This window comes from Streptomyces sp. NPDC001339 (assembly GCF_042895955.1).
GTDB lineage: Bacteria > Actinomycetota > Actinomycetes > Streptomycetales > Streptomycetaceae > Streptomyces.
The window spans coordinates 1-16022 of record NZ_JBIAWT010000017.1 but is presented as its reverse complement, the minus strand read 5'-3'; the positions used below and the strand labels follow the sequence as shown (position 1 = coordinate 16022).

12 protein-coding genes and 2 pseudogenes are annotated in these 16022 nt (G+C 68.1%); 4 read left to right on the top strand and 10 right to left on the bottom strand.

The window, feature by feature from the left end; all coding sequences use genetic code 11:
* Positions 1-86: 86 nt before the first annotated feature.
* The 4 genes from ACFY12_RS32945 to ACFY12_RS32930 all read right to left on the bottom strand — a co-directional run bounded on the left by ACFY12_RS32945 (position 87) and on the right by ACFY12_RS32930 (position 5669).
* The gene (locus tag ACFY12_RS32945; protein ID WP_390719633.1) at positions 87-1715 is read right to left on the bottom strand and encodes an ISAzo13 family transposase; all 1629 of its coding nucleotides are present in this window, start codon (positions 1713-1715) and stop codon (positions 87-89) included.
* A 239-nt stretch (positions 1716-1954) separates the two neighbouring features.
* Positions 1955-2332, bottom strand: coding sequence for a DUF6461 domain-containing protein (locus ACFY12_RS32940; RefSeq protein WP_390719691.1), 378 nt, complete (start codon positions 2330-2332; stop codon positions 1955-1957).
* Between the two features lie 275 nt (positions 2333-2607).
* Positions 2608-3471, bottom strand: a complete 864-nt coding sequence (locus ACFY12_RS32935; RefSeq protein ID WP_390719632.1) for a Shedu anti-phage system protein SduA domain-containing protein — start codon at positions 3469-3471, stop codon at positions 2608-2610.
* An 839-nt stretch (positions 3472-4310) separates the two neighbouring features.
* A complete protein-coding gene (locus ACFY12_RS32930) occupies positions 4311-5669 on the bottom strand; it encodes a PLP-dependent aminotransferase family protein (protein ID WP_390719631.1) in 1359 nt (452 codons plus the stop codon).
* Between the two features lie 118 nt (positions 5670-5787).
* Here ACFY12_RS32930 and ACFY12_RS32925 point away from each other — a divergent pair, with 118 nt between their 5' ends.
* The 3 genes from ACFY12_RS32925 (at position 5788) to ACFY12_RS32915 (ending at position 8033) form a co-directional block, all read left to right on the top strand.
* Positions 5788-7230 carry a pyridoxal phosphate-dependent decarboxylase family protein gene (locus ACFY12_RS32925; RefSeq protein WP_390719630.1) on the top strand — a complete coding sequence of 481 codons (1443 nt, stop codon included), beginning with the start codon at positions 5788-5790 and terminating at the stop codon, positions 7228-7230.
* A gap of 71 nt (positions 7231-7301) precedes the next feature.
* The gene (locus ACFY12_RS32920; RefSeq protein WP_390719690.1) at positions 7302-7832 is read left to right on the top strand and encodes a GNAT family N-acetyltransferase; all 531 of its coding nucleotides are present in this window, start codon (positions 7302-7304) and stop codon (positions 7830-7832) included.
* 3 nt (positions 7833-7835) lie between these two features.
* Positions 7836-8033: a hypothetical protein gene (locus ACFY12_RS32915; RefSeq protein WP_390719629.1), complete on the top strand. Its 198-nt coding sequence runs from the start codon at positions 7836-7838 to the stop codon at positions 8031-8033.
* A gap of 414 nt (positions 8034-8447) precedes the next feature.
* On the opposite strand, the gene ACFY12_RS32910 is transcribed toward ACFY12_RS32915, so the two are convergent.
* The 6 genes and pseudogenes from ACFY12_RS32910 to ACFY12_RS32885 all read right to left on the bottom strand — a co-directional run.
* Positions 8448-10004, bottom strand: a complete 1557-nt coding sequence (locus ACFY12_RS32910) for an APC family permease (protein WP_390719689.1) — start codon at positions 10002-10004, stop codon at positions 8448-8450.
* Between the two features lie 637 nt (positions 10005-10641).
* Positions 10642-10818 (bottom strand): hypothetical protein, encoded by a 177-nt coding sequence (locus tag ACFY12_RS32905; RefSeq protein ID WP_390719628.1) that lies wholly within the window; start codon positions 10816-10818, stop codon positions 10642-10644.
* Between the two features lie 57 nt (positions 10819-10875).
* Positions 10876-12318, bottom strand: a complete 1443-nt coding sequence (locus ACFY12_RS32900; protein WP_390719627.1) for an adenylosuccinate lyase family protein — start codon at positions 12316-12318, stop codon at positions 10876-10878.
* Complete coding sequence (locus ACFY12_RS32895; RefSeq protein WP_390719626.1) at positions 12315-14297, bottom strand: FAD/NAD(P)-binding protein; 1983 nt, start codon at positions 14295-14297, stop codon at positions 12315-12317. Before ACFY12_RS32895 ends, ACFY12_RS32900 begins: the two co-directional genes overlap by 4 nt.
* A 232-nt stretch (positions 14298-14529) precedes the next feature.
* Positions 14530-15051, bottom strand: a pseudogene (locus ACFY12_RS32890) (MFS transporter); the annotation flags it as partial.
* A gap of 119 nt (positions 15052-15170) precedes the next feature.
* Positions 15171-15557 (bottom strand): annotated as a pseudogene (locus ACFY12_RS32885) (hypothetical protein); the annotation flags it as partial.
* Here ACFY12_RS32885 and ACFY12_RS32880 point away from each other — a divergent pair.
* Positions 15556-15984 (top strand): ArsR/SmtB family transcription factor, encoded by a 429-nt coding sequence (locus tag ACFY12_RS32880; protein ID WP_390719625.1) that lies wholly within the window; start codon positions 15556-15558, stop codon positions 15982-15984. The pseudogene ACFY12_RS32885 and the gene ACFY12_RS32880 sit on opposite strands and share 2 nt — an antisense overlap.
* Positions 15985-16022: the final 38 nt, after the last annotated feature.

Below are 16022 nucleotides of genomic sequence, written 5' to 3'. Positions count from 1 at the left end.
TCTGCCGCCGTGAGCCTTGTCCCCGTACTCAATCACGCCGATGCCCTGCACCCTGCGCTCAGTGTCGCCTAAGGGCCTGCCGATCATTAACACGTCGTCTTGATCTTGCTGTTGGGGTCGCTGTCGAGGGCGATGACCCGGGCTTGGAGGGTTGCGAGAGTGGTGGGTGGGGTGGTGGCCGGCGGGACGTTGATGCCGTTTGCTTCGAGTAGCTTCCTGATCTTCAGCAGGGTGCGGTGCATGGCGGTCCGGCTGCTGTTGAAGAGCACAGCGAGGGGTTCCGCGGCCAGGTTGACGCGTAGATGGAGCACGGTGGCCAGGACCTGGTCGGCGAAGGTGAGGCGGGGTGGGCGTCCGCGGCGGGCGTCTCCTTCCGCAGCCAGGGTTTCGATGAGGTGCTGCAGCTGGTGTGGGGCCAGGCCGGTTAGCGTGGGATCGGAGAGCAGTGCCGGATCCCACTGCGGCGGCGGTGGCTGACCGCTCCGGGCTGTCGGGATGACCGGGGTCGGCCGGGGATGCACGGCATAGTTCCAGTCGCCGTGGAAGTTGTGCCGGATCAGCGGCAGGGCCGCCATCTCCGCGTCGCGGACCCCAATACCGGTGGGATAGGTATTGGTGTCCAGCTGGGCCTTCACGCGTAGTCCGGTGCGGGTGGTGGTCGCGGCGATCGATTCGAGGATGACTTCGTGGCTGGTCAGCGGGCGGCCGCGCCAGTTCATGGTGATGTGCGAGAAGAGCCGGTGCTCGATCTTGTTCCACTTCGATGTGCCGGGCGGCAGGTGACAGACCGTGATGGTCAGGCCGGTCTCAGCGGCCAGGCGGGCGAGGTTCAGTTTCCAGGCCCGGGTGCGATAGCCGTTAGAGCCGCCCGCATCGGCGGTGATCAGCAACCGGGAAGCCTGCGGATAGGCGGCACGACCCTGGTCATGCCACCAGCGGCGGATCGACTCCACTGCGAACGCGGCGGTGTCATGGTCAGTGCCGACGTTCACCCAGCCGGTGTTGGCCGCCAGGTCGTAGATGCCATAAGGGATGGCCTTGCCCAACTGCGGATCGGCGAAGTCATGCACTCGCACCAGCACCGGATCGCCCGTCGGCCGCCACGAACAGCCCGGATTGTGGAAGTCACCGACCAGCTCCTTCTTCTTCGTGTCCACGCTGATCACCGGCTGGCCGGCATCCCGGTGACCGCGTGCCTGCTCGTTGAGATACCGGAACTGGGCATCCCGGTCGGCATGCTGACTGCCCTCTAGCGTCTTGGCATTCGCCTGCAGCCGGAAACCCTCCTGCCGCAGCAGGCCGGCGACGGTGTCGGCACCGACCCGGTGCCCCTGGCGGGTCAGCTCGGCCGCCAGCATGCGGGTCGACTTGGTCGTCCACCGCAACGGCGACATCGGATCCCCGCGCTCGTCCGGCTCGACCAGACTCAACAGAGCAGTCCGCAGTCCAGGATCGAGGTCCGCGACGCGTTTGCGCCCGCCGCCGGGTCGCCGCACCCGCCCCACCAGGGATTCGCCCGCCTCCAGGTCGGACATCCCCTTGCGGATCGTTGTCTCGCTCACCCCAGCCGCCCGGCCCACGGCCCGGATGCCGCCATGGCCCAGGCTTCGGGTCTCTGCAGCCATCAGCAGCCGTCGCTGTCGCTCGTCCAGATGCGGGAACAACACCGCGAACTTCACAGCAAGTTGATCACGAGTCTCGTCCGGGATACGCATACGACATCAACGAGCACCAACCTCGAAAGCAACACCTTGATGATCGGCAGGCCCTTAGGCGCATGCCCTGCGCGCCGCAAGCAGATTCTCGCGCCCGCTCGGGCGGAAGGAGGGGTGGCTCCTGGTGGATCCAGCATCAGTAACAAGAAGCGTGGCGAAGAGATCCTCTGCGCACGGCTCATGAGACCGCAACCCTTCTCGACCGTGTTCGAGCCCGAGCCAGCTCGCGGGGCGGGCGGTCAGCGAATCTGTACGGTGGCGCAGGTGAACGTCGTGTCCTGGAGCAGCATTGGAGTGTTGGCGACGCCCGTCACGTGCGCTGCCAGAGCGAACGCAGCCGACTCTTGCCGCAGCGGCGGCCAGAGCGGACGGCCCCTAAACGCCGCCCGTGTACATCGCGCGGGTCGGGGATCACAGCAAGGAACAACAGCAGGTCGCCCGAGCGCGGCAGCGGTGCCGCACCATGAAAACGAGCCAGTTGATCCAGCGCGGAGGAAATGAGGGATGATGAGGGTGCAGGCACGGACTCGCTCGGCGTTCACGAGATTCAACACTCTCGTGATCACCGCGGCCGTACTTGCACTGCTTCCCGTACGCCCCAGCCACAAACCGGACATGACGACATCCGAGACGGCGTCCCCGGCAAACCGGGTCATCAACGATCTTGCAAAGAGCCCTGTCTCACGACCGACCGGACCATGACCGTAGTCAGTCCGACCAGGACCAGCATTCAAGACCCTGTTACGAGTTCGCAAGAACAGCAGCTCCCACTCGTCCGGCACGAGCCGCCCTCACCCAACCAAGGTTGTGTGACTCCATCTTCTCCCAGCAGGCCGGAGAGACGCCCGAGCGCAGCTCCGAAGCTCGCCACGAACCCTTTCGATGCTCCGGGTTACATCACTTCACCTGCCGCGAGGGCTCTTTCTGCACTGTCGATGAGCTCCTTGTAGGTGAGAATCTCGATCCGGTTCAGATGCGAAGTGTGAATTCGCAGAGCATCATTGATTTCATTCTCGTCAACTTCTGGCTGACTCAGCGGATGCCCGATGAGTACGAGAGCACTTGCGCGACGGGTATCAATACCAAACTCCGTGGATATACGCTCTCGGTTCTCGTCCAGACCAACAAGGTAGTTGATAGCTTGGCCCACGGCATCATGCACCTCTCTCCTGGGCACCCAGGAGCCCCGATGTCCCTTTACCAACTTGACCGCCGCGGATTGCTTCAGCTCAACTATCTGGAGCGAGCCGTCCCCACGGATCAGCGGGATATCAACCTCGTCCCCGGGCACCAGTCTTCTTTGTTGAGCCTCACCGATGAAGCGTCCGCCGAACACCCAGTACATCCCCTTCAATGCCCGCTGCAAAGCGTGTTCAGACGCAGTTGTGTCTTCGGCCAGCCGGCGCAGCTCACAGAGCTGGGCCGCCCGACGTTGTAGCTCTGCGGCACGCAGGACCGTTCGCCCGTCTTCGTCTGCCGCCAGGACGGAGAGGGCTTCAGGAGACGACATGATGCGGCGGGCGGATTCCGCCGGATCCGTCACCTCAACTCGGTTCCTCAACACACGCTCCGTCCAGAGCGCGCGCTCGGCAATCCCACGAGGGATGTGGTAACGCGCTGGATCTTCTACAGGAGCGTGCATGAACCGGGCATCCTGACCCAGCTTGCGCACATGCTCCAGGACCTCTGCGACAACAGCTTCAGGATGTTCACTGAGATAGTTCTCCGCTTCGTGGCACCAGAATTCGTTAGTCATGACCACGGTCCTCGCGATGGAATCCAGCCCCAGCTTGTCGCGCGGGCCGTGGTCCGTATAGTGCAACCGGTACTTCTCCTCATAGTCAGGCCTGAGGAGCCGCCCCTCCGTATAGTGGAGGGCGTCTTGCAAGGACCTTACAATCTCCCATTCCTCTGCTTTTGCCGCCGAGAGTCGCGCACAACTGAGAAGTTCCGTCAGCCGCTTGCCTCCCCTTCGCTTTCCTCCGGTGCCAGACCGTATATGACTCAGGGCAGCTGTGACCGCGCTTGTCACGGTCTCCGTCGTCGCGGCAGAGAGGATCTTGTCAAGGTGGAGCTCAAGAGCCAGATCAGATCGTGTAGACATGAGCAGGATTCTGGCTCACGGGTCTGACAGGCCGCCTGGCGGGGGTTCTGCTTGAGTACACGGAGGTCGTGCTCGAGATCAATGATGACGGCCCGTCAGCAGTGGAGTCACAGGTGCAACTTGTCAACTACGTGACCACAGATCAGAAGCCAGGCCCCCCAATGCTGAGCGCTTTCCAACCTGGGAACCACTCGTCAGTTGGGCTGGCAGAGCAACCTGGTAGCTGGATCTCCCGCCAAGATGAACCGTCTTCACCTGAGGCTTCATGTGTCGGCCCAGCCGTTCGGGACTGGGCCTGTCCAGCCCCGGTATTGCCTCACCACATCGCCTGCACGCCGTCCGCGACATCCAGGGCTGCCAGCGGACACCACGTCGTGGACCTCTCGGCCAAGCCAACACCGCCCACCGGATAATGAGGCGCTTCAAAAAGACCAGCCCCCTGATCCTGTTACGAGCTCTTAGCAAGAACCCTCAGCCGCACCGCCCCGTTCTCATCGCCCGCACGCCGTGTCCAGTACCTCCGCGATGTGGTCCAGTACGCGCGGCGGCGGTGTGTAGGGCACGCGCAGCAGGCGGGTGAGGGTGGCGTCCGCCGCGAAGCGGGGTCCGGCGGCGAGTTCGACGCCTGCCTCGTGGGCGCGGGCGACGACGGTGTCGGCTCGGTCGTGCGCGAGGCGCAGCCACAGGGCCAGGCCCCCGGCCGGGACCGCGAACTGCCATCGGTCGTCGCCCGCGAGGAGACCGGCGAGGTGGTCGCGCTGCTTCCGCAGCTCGGCTCGGCGCTGCCGCAGCAGTTCGTCCAGATCGCCCAGGAGCTCGACGGCGACCAATTGCTGCATCGGCGGTGCGGACAGCGGGCCGCACAGGGGATGGCCACGCAGCTCGCCGATCAGGGTCGCTGACGCGCGGACCCAGTCGATCCGCAAACCGGCCCAGATCGCCTTGCTGACCGAGCCGATCAGGATGGCGTGACGTATCCGGGGCATCGGTTCCGGCCGGTCGCGCAGGTCGAGGTCCCGCATGGTCTCGTCCACGACAACGGTTACTTGGTGCCGGGCGGCCAGTTCGGCGACGACCCGGCGGATGCGCGGGGTCATCAGCGCGCCGGTCGGGTTCTGGAAGTCGGGCACCAGATAGGCCAGGGCGCCTCGGGCCGCGGCGAAGGCGTCGGCGAGTTGGTCCAGGTCCCAGCCATCGGTGGTGACCCGGCAGCCGACCAGCCGCGCCCCGCCGCCGCGCAGCATGCTGAGCGCGTCGAAGAACGTGGGGATCTCGACGGCCGCCACCCGGGGCTTGAGGTGCGCTCTGAGGAGAGCGAGTGCCGCCCGTGCGCCCCCGGTGATCAGGATCTGCTCGGGCCGGGTCGGCAGGCCCTCGCGGGTGTGGCGCTCGGCGATCAGGGCTCGCAGTTCGGGCAGGCCAGGCCCGGGTTCCCCGTGCTCGGCGAGCAGCGGGCCGGCCCGCTCCATGGCCCGCTGGGCCGCGGCCAGATAGGCCGTCCGCGGCGCGGCGGGCACGGCCCGGCGCAGGTCGATGCCCGGACCGCTGTCGCCGGTCGCCGACAGCGGTGCGATCCGCTCGGCCGCGGCGGGCGGCAGCCGTACGGTGCTCGCGCTGCCGTGCCGGGTGTGCACCCACCCGGTGTCGCGCAGCCGGGCCAGCGCGGCGGCCACGGTGCCGCGGCTGACGCCGAGGGCCGTGGCGAGCCGGCGCTCTGCAGGCAGGGAACTCCCGGTCCGTACGCGCCCGTCGAGCACCGCGTCCCGTACCGCGTCGACCAGCGCCGTGGTCAGTGCCAGGCCGGGCTTGCGCCAGGAGCCCAGAGCCCGTACCAGCTGCTCTTCTCTCATGCGCACTGGTCCAGTTTTCCATGATTGGACCAGGCTCCAGGGGGCGCGGTCCGCCTACCGTCATCGCTGTCCCTCCTCGGTGAACATCGCCGTCCCTCCCTGATGAACGGAGCTGTCCGTGCACACGCAACTCGCCGCAGACCGTGATGAGTTCTCCCACCTGCTGGAAGCCACCCGGCAACACGCCGCAGAGGTCCTCGACGGCGTCGAGGAGCGGGACGTGATTCCCGCCGCGCCGACCCCTCCGGCGGTGCCGCTGCCGTCCCCCGGAGTCGGGCTGCGGGAGGCGTTGCGGGAGTTCGCCGCGCGCTGGGAGCCGTCCCTGTCCACGGGTACGGGACCGCGCTACCTCGGATTTGTCACCGGCGGCGCGACCCCCGCCGCGCTGGCCGGTGACTGGCTGACCGCGGCCTGGGACCAGAACTCGAACTCATCGCTGGACGGGGCCGGGCAGCAGCTGGAGCGTGAGACGGTTGGCTGGCTCCGCGACCTGTTGGGCCTGTCCGACGTGCATGAGGGGACGTTCGTCAGCGGCTCCACCATGTCCAACACCGTCGGCCTGGCGATCGCCCGCGAATGGCTCGGCGAGCGCCTCGGCGTCTCCCCCGCCGAGGACGGAGCCGCTGCCCTGGGCCGGGTACGGATTCTGTCGGGCAGCGCCCATTCCAGCGTGCCCAAGGGCCTGTCCATGCTCGGCCTGGGCCGCAGGGCGCTGATCCAGGTACCCACGCTGCCCGGACGGGAGGCGGTCGACCCGCGGGCGCTGGAAGCCGCCCTGGAAGAAGCCAACCGGGAGGCGGACGGGCGGCCCTGCGTCGTGGTCGCCAACGCCGGTACGGTCAACACCGCCGACTTCGACGACCTGCCCGCCATCGCCGCCCTGCGGGACCGGTACGACTTCTGGCTGCACGTCGATGCCGCCTTCGGGGCCTTCGCCGCGCTGTCCCCCGGCCTCACGCATCTGGTCGACGGCCTCGACCTCGCCGATTCCCTCTGCGTGGACCTGCACAAGTGGCTGAACGTGCCGTACGACAGCGCGGTGCAGTTCACCCGGCGGCAGGACCTGCAGGCCCGCGTCTTCCAGAACGCCGCCGCCTACCTCGGCCCCCTGCACGACACCCCCGACCTGGTCCACCTCACCCCGGAGAACTCCCATCGGCTGCGCGCCCTGGCCACCTGGTTCACCCTGCGCGCGTACGGTCCGGACGGCTACCGCGAGATCGTCGAGCGGTGCGTAGCCTGCGCGCGGCTTCTGGGCGACGCCATCGACGGCATCCCCGGCCTGCGTCTGCTCGCGCCGGTCCGGCTGAACGTCGTCTGCTTCACCCTGGCGGACGACCCCACACCCGAGCGCCTCGCCGCGCTCACCGACCAGATCGCCGGCGAGGTGTTCCTGACCCCGACGGTCTACGACGGCGTACCCGCGTTGCGCGCCGCGTTCAGCAACTGGCGGACCACGGAATCCGACACTCGGCGCGTCATCGCGGCGCTGAAGGGTGCGCGGCTCCAGTGGCCGTACACGTCTCCGCACCCGTCTCCGCACCGGCCTTCGCCCGTGTGACCGAGCACCTCTGCTGGCCGCCCTGGGTGATTCGGTCGCCCAGGGTCCGGCGCGAACAGGATCATGGCGAGATGACAGATTGCTTCCCTTCCGCATCGCCCGTGGTGCGACTCGCGGAGTACACGAAGACCGAGCAGATCGAAATTATCGGCGACGGTGCCGATCCCTTCGGCGTCGCAGACGCCGGATTGACTTGGCTGCCCAAGGAAGAGCATTTCGGCATCAGGCAGCAAGGCCGTCTCGTCGCACACACTGGTCTGCTGCGGCTCCCCATATCGATCGGAGGGGTCCGCACACAGGTGGTGGGCGTCGGCGGGGTGGCTGTTGCGCCCGATATGCGGGGACGCGGACTGGCACGGTTGGTCGTATCGGCGGCCCTGGACCACGCCCGGACGATGGGGCCACAGCATGGGCTTCTCTTCTGCCGGCCGCCCCTCGTTCCGCTCTACCAGCGACTCGGCTGGCGAACGCTTGACCAGGACATCCACGTCGAACAACCCGAGGGACCCGTGATCATGCCGCTACGGACCATGTGGACGCCGCTGTGCGACGGTGCGAATTGGCCTGCTGGAGAGGTCCACCTGCTCTCGCTCCCCATGTGATCGATGGCGCTGGTGAGGACCGTCCCCGTTCTGGCGGCCCTCACCGGCGAATCGAAGCCGGCCCCGAAGCACGGCAAGGGGTTCCGCTTCGCCAAGCCGGACACCTGGGGTGAGCCGGACGCGGAGACCATGCAGGTCACCGACCGGTACGGCACCGCCCGCACCATGGCGTGGGACCGCACCGCATCCACCTGCGGCTGACCACCCGCCCGGCCTGGATCGACCATGACGGCGCGCTCCCTCTCATCGCGGCCACGCTGATCCACCTCCAGGTCAACCGCCTGTCCGGCGGAGGAGACCCGCTGCCCGTGTGGCTGTGGTCCTCCAAGACCGGCATGACCAGCGAAGACGTCGACCTGCGCTGGCAAGGGATCCTCCGTCGCTTCAACTTGGAGCACACCTTCAGGACGTGCGGCGACCATCCAACATCAGACCCCGCAGAGAACAGTCACTCTTGGCCCCGCCGGTCCTTCCGCGGTACCGAGGCGAACACATCCGCCACGGCTACGCCAACTTCGCCCGAACACGGTTCACTTCATGTGCGTCCACACACCCACCGTCACACACCCACCGTGCTCCTCAACAGGCCCGGCAGGAAGACCTGGCGGAGTCCTCCTAAGCTGCCGGTCGGGCGTCGGCCGGCCGGCCGACGCCCGACCGTACGCCCCAGAAGAAGACCGCCAGCGCCACTGCGGCGACCGTCAGGGAGTCGTACGGTGCGGGCAGGTGCCCGGAGCCCTTGAACGTGCCCAGCCAGGACAGCGCGGTCAGGGCGGCGAGATAGACCACCAGCCAGGCGCCGGTGCGCAGTTCGGCAACCAGGGGGCGGTGCGGCCCTGCGCCGTCGCCTTCGGCTGCCCGGGCGCCGGGTCGCCGCATCGCGAGGAACACCAGCAGCCCGGCGAGGACCAGCGGCAGTCCCAGCCGCAGCACGTGCCAGCCCGACCAGTAGACGAACTCGGTGGCCACCACGAAGCTCAGCGGGGCGATCCAGCGCAGCCCGGGCACCCAGCCGGCCGTCCCGCCGCCCGGCCCGGTGCGGAAGACCGCCACCGCGACCGCGGAGGCGGCGTACACCAGCAGGTACATGTCGCCCATCACGCTGACGATGTCCTGCCAGCCGCCGAACGGCAGCAGGAACAGCACGATCACCACGAGGTTGATCACCAGTGCCCGGCGCGGCATACCGGAGCGCTCGTCGACCTTCATGAAGTAGCGGGGGATGGTGCCGTTCTTGGCGAGTGCGTAGGTGTGCCGGGCGTCGATCGCGACACCGACGTAGGCCGAACCACCGGGCGAGAGCACGGCATCGGCGTAGAGCAGGCTGGAGAGCCAGTGCAGGTTGAGGATCAGCGCCAGCTGCCCGAAGGGCGAGTCGAAGGAGACGCCCCGCCAGCCGCCGCCGAGCAGATGTTCCGGAACGGTGAACAGATAGGCCAGTTGCAGCGCCAGATACATCAGGACGGCGAGACCGATCCCGGTGAGGACAGCCCAGGGCAGAGTGCGGCGGGGGCTGCGGGTCTCGCCGGAGAAGTCCAGTGGGGCCTGGAAGCCGTTGACGGAGTAGACGATGCCGCCGCCGGCCAGCGCGGTCAGGCAGGCGACATAGCCGTACGGGGCGAAGCCGCCGTGGTCGGTGAGGCGTCCGGAGTGCCAACCGGAGGCGATCAGGGCGAGCACGGTGGCGATCGGGACCGCGATCTTGAAGATGGAGACCAGGGTGTTGAGGCGGGCGAACAGCCGCACCGCGAACCAGTTCAGCGCGGTCAGCAGCACGCTCAGCCCACAGGCCAGGCCCAACCCGGAGAGGCTGAGCGTATGGCCGTTGTAGAGGCCGGGGAGGTAGTGCGCGGTGTACTGCATGATGGCGCTGATCTCGGCAGCGGTCCCGCCCACCGACAGCAGCACGGACCAGCCGACGAGGGTGCCGACCAGCCGCCCGCTGGCGAGCAGCGGCCAGCGGACGGTGCCGCCGCCCTCCGGCCGGGACGCCCCCAGCTCGATCATGACGAGGGCGACCAGAGCGCACAGCAGCCCGGCGCCCACCCAGGACAGCAGCGCGGCGGGCCCGGCCGTCTGCGCGGCGAACATGGCGGCGAACAGCCAGCCCGAGCCGACGATGTTGGAGAAGCCGATCCCGGTCAGCCCCCAGAACCCCAGATCGCGCCGCAACCGACGCTCCTGCGCCCGCGCGTCGGACGCCCCGCCCGTGCCGGCCTCCCCCGACACCTGGTGCTCCGCCACCGCACGGCCTCCTCGACTCGCTGTTCTTGCTGGTCAGGACCCTACTCGACATGTTTGCGCCAGCAGGCGGCCGAATGTTGCGGCGGTATGAAAAGTGCGGCGGCGCAAGGGCCTGCCCGGTGTCCTCACCTACCAGTTCCTGGACACACCGACCGTTCGATCTCGATCCCGACGGGCACCGGAACGGTCTGTGGACGGCACCGCCTCATCGGCCGTCACCACACCGGACACGGGCAGCACGCCGAAGTGCCCATGGCCGACACGATGTTCGCCTTCGCACTCGTCGAGCACCTCGCGGGCGGGGCGTACTCTCACGGCCAGGACGGCCGGCCGGACGGACGGCCGACCGGCCTTCGGGCCGCAACGCACCTGGCTGCTGACCCAACGCGTTCCGGAGGTTGCTGCGCCACCTCTGCCTCAGTCGCCGACAGTCAGGCGACGACGACCGCCCCAGCCAGCCGCGTCACCAACCTGTCCGGACAACACAACTAGGGCGTCAAGTGGACGGGAGTAATTGGCTCATGGGTCTGATTCGAGCCGGCCTCCCTGCCCTGATGCGCAGTGGTCACGGCACACCGGTGCCGCGGTAGGCGATGCGTGTCACGGTGGCGTTGCGGAACACCGTGGCCAGATTCCAGAGCCGACGCCACTCCACAGCCGCGGGGGTGAACTCACTCACCCCCGTCCCCAGCAAGTCCTTCACCTGTGCCTGCGCCTGTGCCTGCGTCTGGGCCCGGGGCAAGGGATCGAGAATACGCAGGCCACCCTGCCCCGGGCCTGATTGGGGCCCGCTTCGATGTCAGGCCGTGCCACACCGACGCGAGCGGTGGAACCGGTCGAGGACGCGGTCCACGAGCGATCCGGCGACGCCGGTGTACTCGGCGGGGTCGCACAGCTTGTGAAGTGACTCGATGCTGTGCTTCCCGGAGAGTTCCGGTGCTTCGGCGAGTACGTCCGCCAGGTGCCGTCCACTGCTCGCAGCCTGCGCCGACGCCCTGCTGACCAGCGTCTTCGCCGGAGCCCTGCCGAGTTCGGGCGACAGCACTGCCGCGAGGCGTTCCGAGACCACCAGGCCACCGGTGAGCTCGAGATTGGCTCGCATCCGGTCGGTGTGGACGGTGAGGCCTTCTGCCAGTTCCGCTCCTGTATGGGCGGCGCCGCCGACCAGCCGCAGGCACTCGCGCAGCGGCTGCCATTCTGCGTGCCAGGCGCCGGCGGGCCGCTCGTCGTCGGTGACCGAGGCGTGCGTCAGAGCGCTCACGAGTCCCGGCACCTGGTAGGCGCTGGAGCGGATCAGGGCGGCCAGCGCAGGATTGCGTTTGTGCGGCATGGCGGAGGACGCACCACGGCCGTCCGCGGCCGGTTCGGTGACTTCCGCGGTCTCGGTACGGGACAGCAGCTGGACATCGGCCGCGAAGGTGCCGAGTGCACTCGTGGTGAGGGCGAGCGCGGCGGCAAGGCCGGCAAGGGGGGTCCGTACGGTGTGCCAGGGGACGAGCGGCTCGGCAAGGCCCAGTTCGGCGGCGAAGGCGGTGGTCAGTCGCTGTGCGTAGTCCGCTCCTCCGGCCGCTTCACCCTCGCCGTGGATACGGGCGTATTCGAGATAGCCCGCCATGGTGCCTGCGGCGCCGCCCAGTTGAACGCACAGCCCGGTCTCCAGAACCCCGGTCAGTGCCTGCTCCGCGTCGAGCACAGCCTGCAGCCAGCCGGCCGCCTTCAGCCCGAAGGTCGTGGGAACGGCGTGCTGGCCCAGTGTCCGCGCGGCCATCGGGGCGTCCCTGTACCTGAGCGCAAGGCCCGCGAGTCCGGTCGCGACGCGCTCCAGATCGCCGAGGATGATTTCCGTCGTGCGGGCGGAAACCAGCATGAGGGCGGTGTCGAGGACGTCCTGGCTGGTGGAGCCCTGATGGACGTAGTGGGCGGCCTCGGGGTCCTTCTCACGTACGGCCTCAGCAAGCAGCTGCACCAGGGCGACCACCGGGTTGGCCGCCGCGCGCGAGCGTCCCGCCAGCTCCTGTACGTCGAACTGCTCCGCTCGCGCGGCATCTGTGATGGCCCGGGCTGCCTGCGTGGGTACGGTGCCGAGCCGGGCCTGGGCCCGGGCCAGCGCGGATTCCGCATCGAGCATGGCCTGCAGGCAGGCGGTGTCGTGAGTGGCGGCCTCGGCCGCCGTACCAGCCCGTACGGGCGACAGAAGTCCGGCGTCCAGGGGCACGTCGTGAACAGTGTGAGCAGTGGTCACAGGATCTCCTGAAAGGTGGGGGTCGACGGCTGCCTCACGGCCGGCGTGCGCACCGGGACGGGAACGGGGACAGCGAGAGTGAACAGGGTCATGGCGATCGCGTCGGAGTCGCCGAGCGTCACGGAGTTGACGCCCGGGCGGACGCCGGCGGCGGTCACCCAGTGCACTGCTTCGGTTGGTATGCCATAGGCGAAGCGGCGCGGATGGATCTGTCCGTCCGCGTCAACCAGGTGGTAAGGGCGCTCGGTGACTTCAAGACCGCCCGTCTCGTAACTGCCGGATTCCGGGTCGGATATGAGGTAGGGGCGGCATCCGCCGTCGGTGGTCAGATGGCGTAACAGGGAGTCGGCGGTGCGCCGCAGATCGGGTTCCGGGAGACGGGCCTCCACCAGCGTCGTCACCCGTACCTGCGAATCGGGTACCTCGGGTGACTCGACGCAGAAGGCACCCGCACGCTCGTCCGTATGCACGCGCATGCCGGGACCCAGGACATGGAGCACCCCGGCCTCGATGAGCGCGATCATCTCCTCGATACGGCTCGGCGGCGGGCCGATGGACAGGAACGCGTTGAGCGGGGTGTACCAGTGCTCCAGGTCGTCACGGTGGGAGCGGCCGGTGAGCCCGCCGTGGTCGACGACGAGGCGGATCTCATTGCGCAGATCGCGCAGCACGTCGAGAGCCGCCTTCAGCGGGCCGTCCACATTGCCGGCTTCGGACTCCACGAGGTCCTGGCGCAGCGTGTCCAGCAGCCAGCTCCGGAAGTCGTCCGCGTCACGGAAGCTGAGGTCTCCATAGGGACGGGCGATCCGCTTCCAGTCCCAGCGGTCCTCGGCGGCAACGCCGAACTCGTCCAGGAGGTCGGCCTCTTCGGCCGATCCCCACGGCAGGGCAAGGCTGTGCGCGTGTAGCCGGCGCGCCGCGTCGGTACGGCCCTGCCGGGTGAGCAGCGCCGCGTAGTAGACGGTCTCGACTTCCTTGGCGATCAGCGGCCACAGGTCACGGGAGAAGTCGAGGCCGCCGGCATCCGCGGTGCGTCGTAGTTCGGCCAGCTTCTCGGGGGTGAGCAGCAAGGGGTCGTGACGGCCGTGCGCCCCCTTCTGGTTGCGGCCGCGGGAGTGGTACGGAACGCCGCGCCGGGATGCCGCGAACAGCTTCGGCTCACGGCCGGACGGCCGGTAGACGAGGGTATCGCCGCTGCGCTGAAACGTTCCGCCCCGGCCGAGGGTGAACAGTGCCAGGTGGTCGAAGAAGTTGAGGCCGAGGCCGCGCAGGGCGACCGCCTCGCCGGGGCGCACGCATGCCAGGTCGACGTCGGCGGGGTTGGCGGGCGGCACATAGGTCAGGTCGTGTTTCCGGGCGAAGTCCGACAGCCGCTGCTCGCCTTCGCTCGCGGTGACCGGCAGATGTCCTTGGGCCAGGACCACGGCGTCCAGGCCTTCGACGCGGACGCCGTCAGCCAGCGTCACGGACTGCCGGCCATCCGCCTCGTCCTGGAGCCGCACCGCACGCGTCGCATGCACGACCACTCGTACCTGCGGTGGCGCTGTTCGGATCACGCGCTGGAAGACCCACTCCAGGTAGTGACCGTAGAAGGCCCGCGTGGGATAGGAATCTGGGGTCAGCCCGGCGGCTTCGGCCAGCACCTGGCCGTCATAAGCCTCTCTATCCTCTCTCCCGCCTACCAATGCGAGATCGCGCGCCCACTCGAAGAGACTGGGGCCCGGAGAGAGTTCGCCCGCCATCTCCACGCTTGGGTCCGTGAACAGGGTCACCTGCGAGGCCACGGTGTTCATCAGGAGATGAGGGGATTGGTCGGTGCGCCAGACGCCTCCCGCGCCGGGGCGGTGCGGGTCCACGAGGTGCACTACTACGGCGGTGCCGGCGGCGTGCTCGTCTGCGTTGGCGCAGAGCCGTTCCAGCACCGAGAGGCCACGAGGTCCTGCGCCGATGATGCAGACCTCGAGCTGTCTCTCGCTCACATAAGCCTCCGACTCTTGTGGGGAGTTCCCAATGGGTTGCAACTGAAACCGGCCATTTTCCGCCGCCGATGATCAGATGATCATATGCATCAAGCACATTCAGGCAAGGTTTTTCTCCAGGTCTGCCGGCAGTCAACGGCCGGTGAAGGAGCGGGCGTCGGCGGGGCACCGGTGTCACGGCGAGGATTCCGCCAAGTCCGAGGAGGCATCCGCACCGGCCGTCGCCGGAGTCTCACTCGCTCGCCCGTGCAGCCTCCACGTACCTCCCGGTGTCGGCGTCGAACGACTGTCGACGGGGCGCGGCGGGCTGTCGGGTGGTGTGCGTGGGCCGGAGTTCGAGGAAGCACACGAAACTGATCACTGCGGCCGCGGCCACGTAGCCCGAGTAGGCCACGGCGTTCCTCGCGTGGTCGGCGGCCGCGGCCAAGTAGGGCGCAGCGCCACCGAAGACAGAGACGGCAAGCCCGTAGGGAAGTCCGATCCCGGTCGCACGGAGGTGGGCCGGGAACTGCTCGGCCATGATGTATGGGGCGATTGCCCCATAGCCGCAGAAGATCACCAGGCCCACGCACTGCACAAGCACCAGCCACGCGAACGACCGGGGTGCCAGAGCGAGGAGGGGAATCGTGAGTACAGCGAAGGCCCCGGAGAACAGCAGGAGCAGCGGCCGGGCACCGACGCGATCGGCCAGCATCCCTGCAAGTGGCAGCGCGACGATGAACAGCAGCTGAGCAGCGGTGGTGGCAACCAGCGCAGAGGACTCCGAGCCCCTGCCGCAAGGAGCTGCTTGAGGCCATCGGCCAAGCCGGAGTACGGTGAAGGCTCAGCCGCGGAGCGAGATGTGCTGTCCTCGAGGTGCCAGCTGAGCGAGAGGACCTCGATCCAGGCATCCGCGCAGGCGATGGTCAGTCCGTGCTCGGGGTCGGTACGGACCGTCCCAGCCTCGGCGTGGGCGCCCGGCAGGGCACGCGCCCGGTGAATACGCAGCCCACCGTCGAGGGCGGCCAGAGCGCCCGGTTGCGGCTGACATGCCGCACCACCCGCAGGACCGCTGGGCGGGCCACGACCAGTCGATGGTGGTGTCCTGCGGGACGGGGTTACCGAAGTACGGGACGGGGTTACCGAAGTAACTGCGCTACTCCGTATCTTGCCTTTTCGTTGGAATTTCTTTTGACAGTGGTTGGTTGATTCATCGTGTAGCCGACCTGTGAACCGGCCTTCACCGTGCCTGATCAAGCTAGCGAGTAACGTGTTCGGCATGAACCGAACTGTGGACGACGGGCCCGACATTGCTTTCGTCGCGGCCCTCCTGGGGGATGCGTCCCGAGCCGCGATGGTGATGGCGCTGATGGATGATCTGCGGCTTCCGGCGAACGAGTTAGCCAGAATCGCGGGAGTCAGCAAGTCGACAGCGAGCGAACACCTCGGACGCCTAGTGGAGAGCGGGCTACTGGCTACCGAACGGTGCGGAAGGCATACGTACTACCGCGTCGCCGATCCAGTGGTGGGGCATGCCCTGGAGACGCTCGCTGTTCTGGCGCCACGGCGCAGGCCCAACTCTCTGCGTTCGGTCCGCCGCCAGGACGAGTTGGCGCGGGCCCGCCTCTGCTACGACCATCTGGCCGGTCGGCTAGAGCGTGTCTCTTTGATCGGCTGGTCAGTTGATCGGATGTGTCCGTCCGGTTAGTGATCACTGATGCGATGTGGGGCCGGATCGAGCCGCTG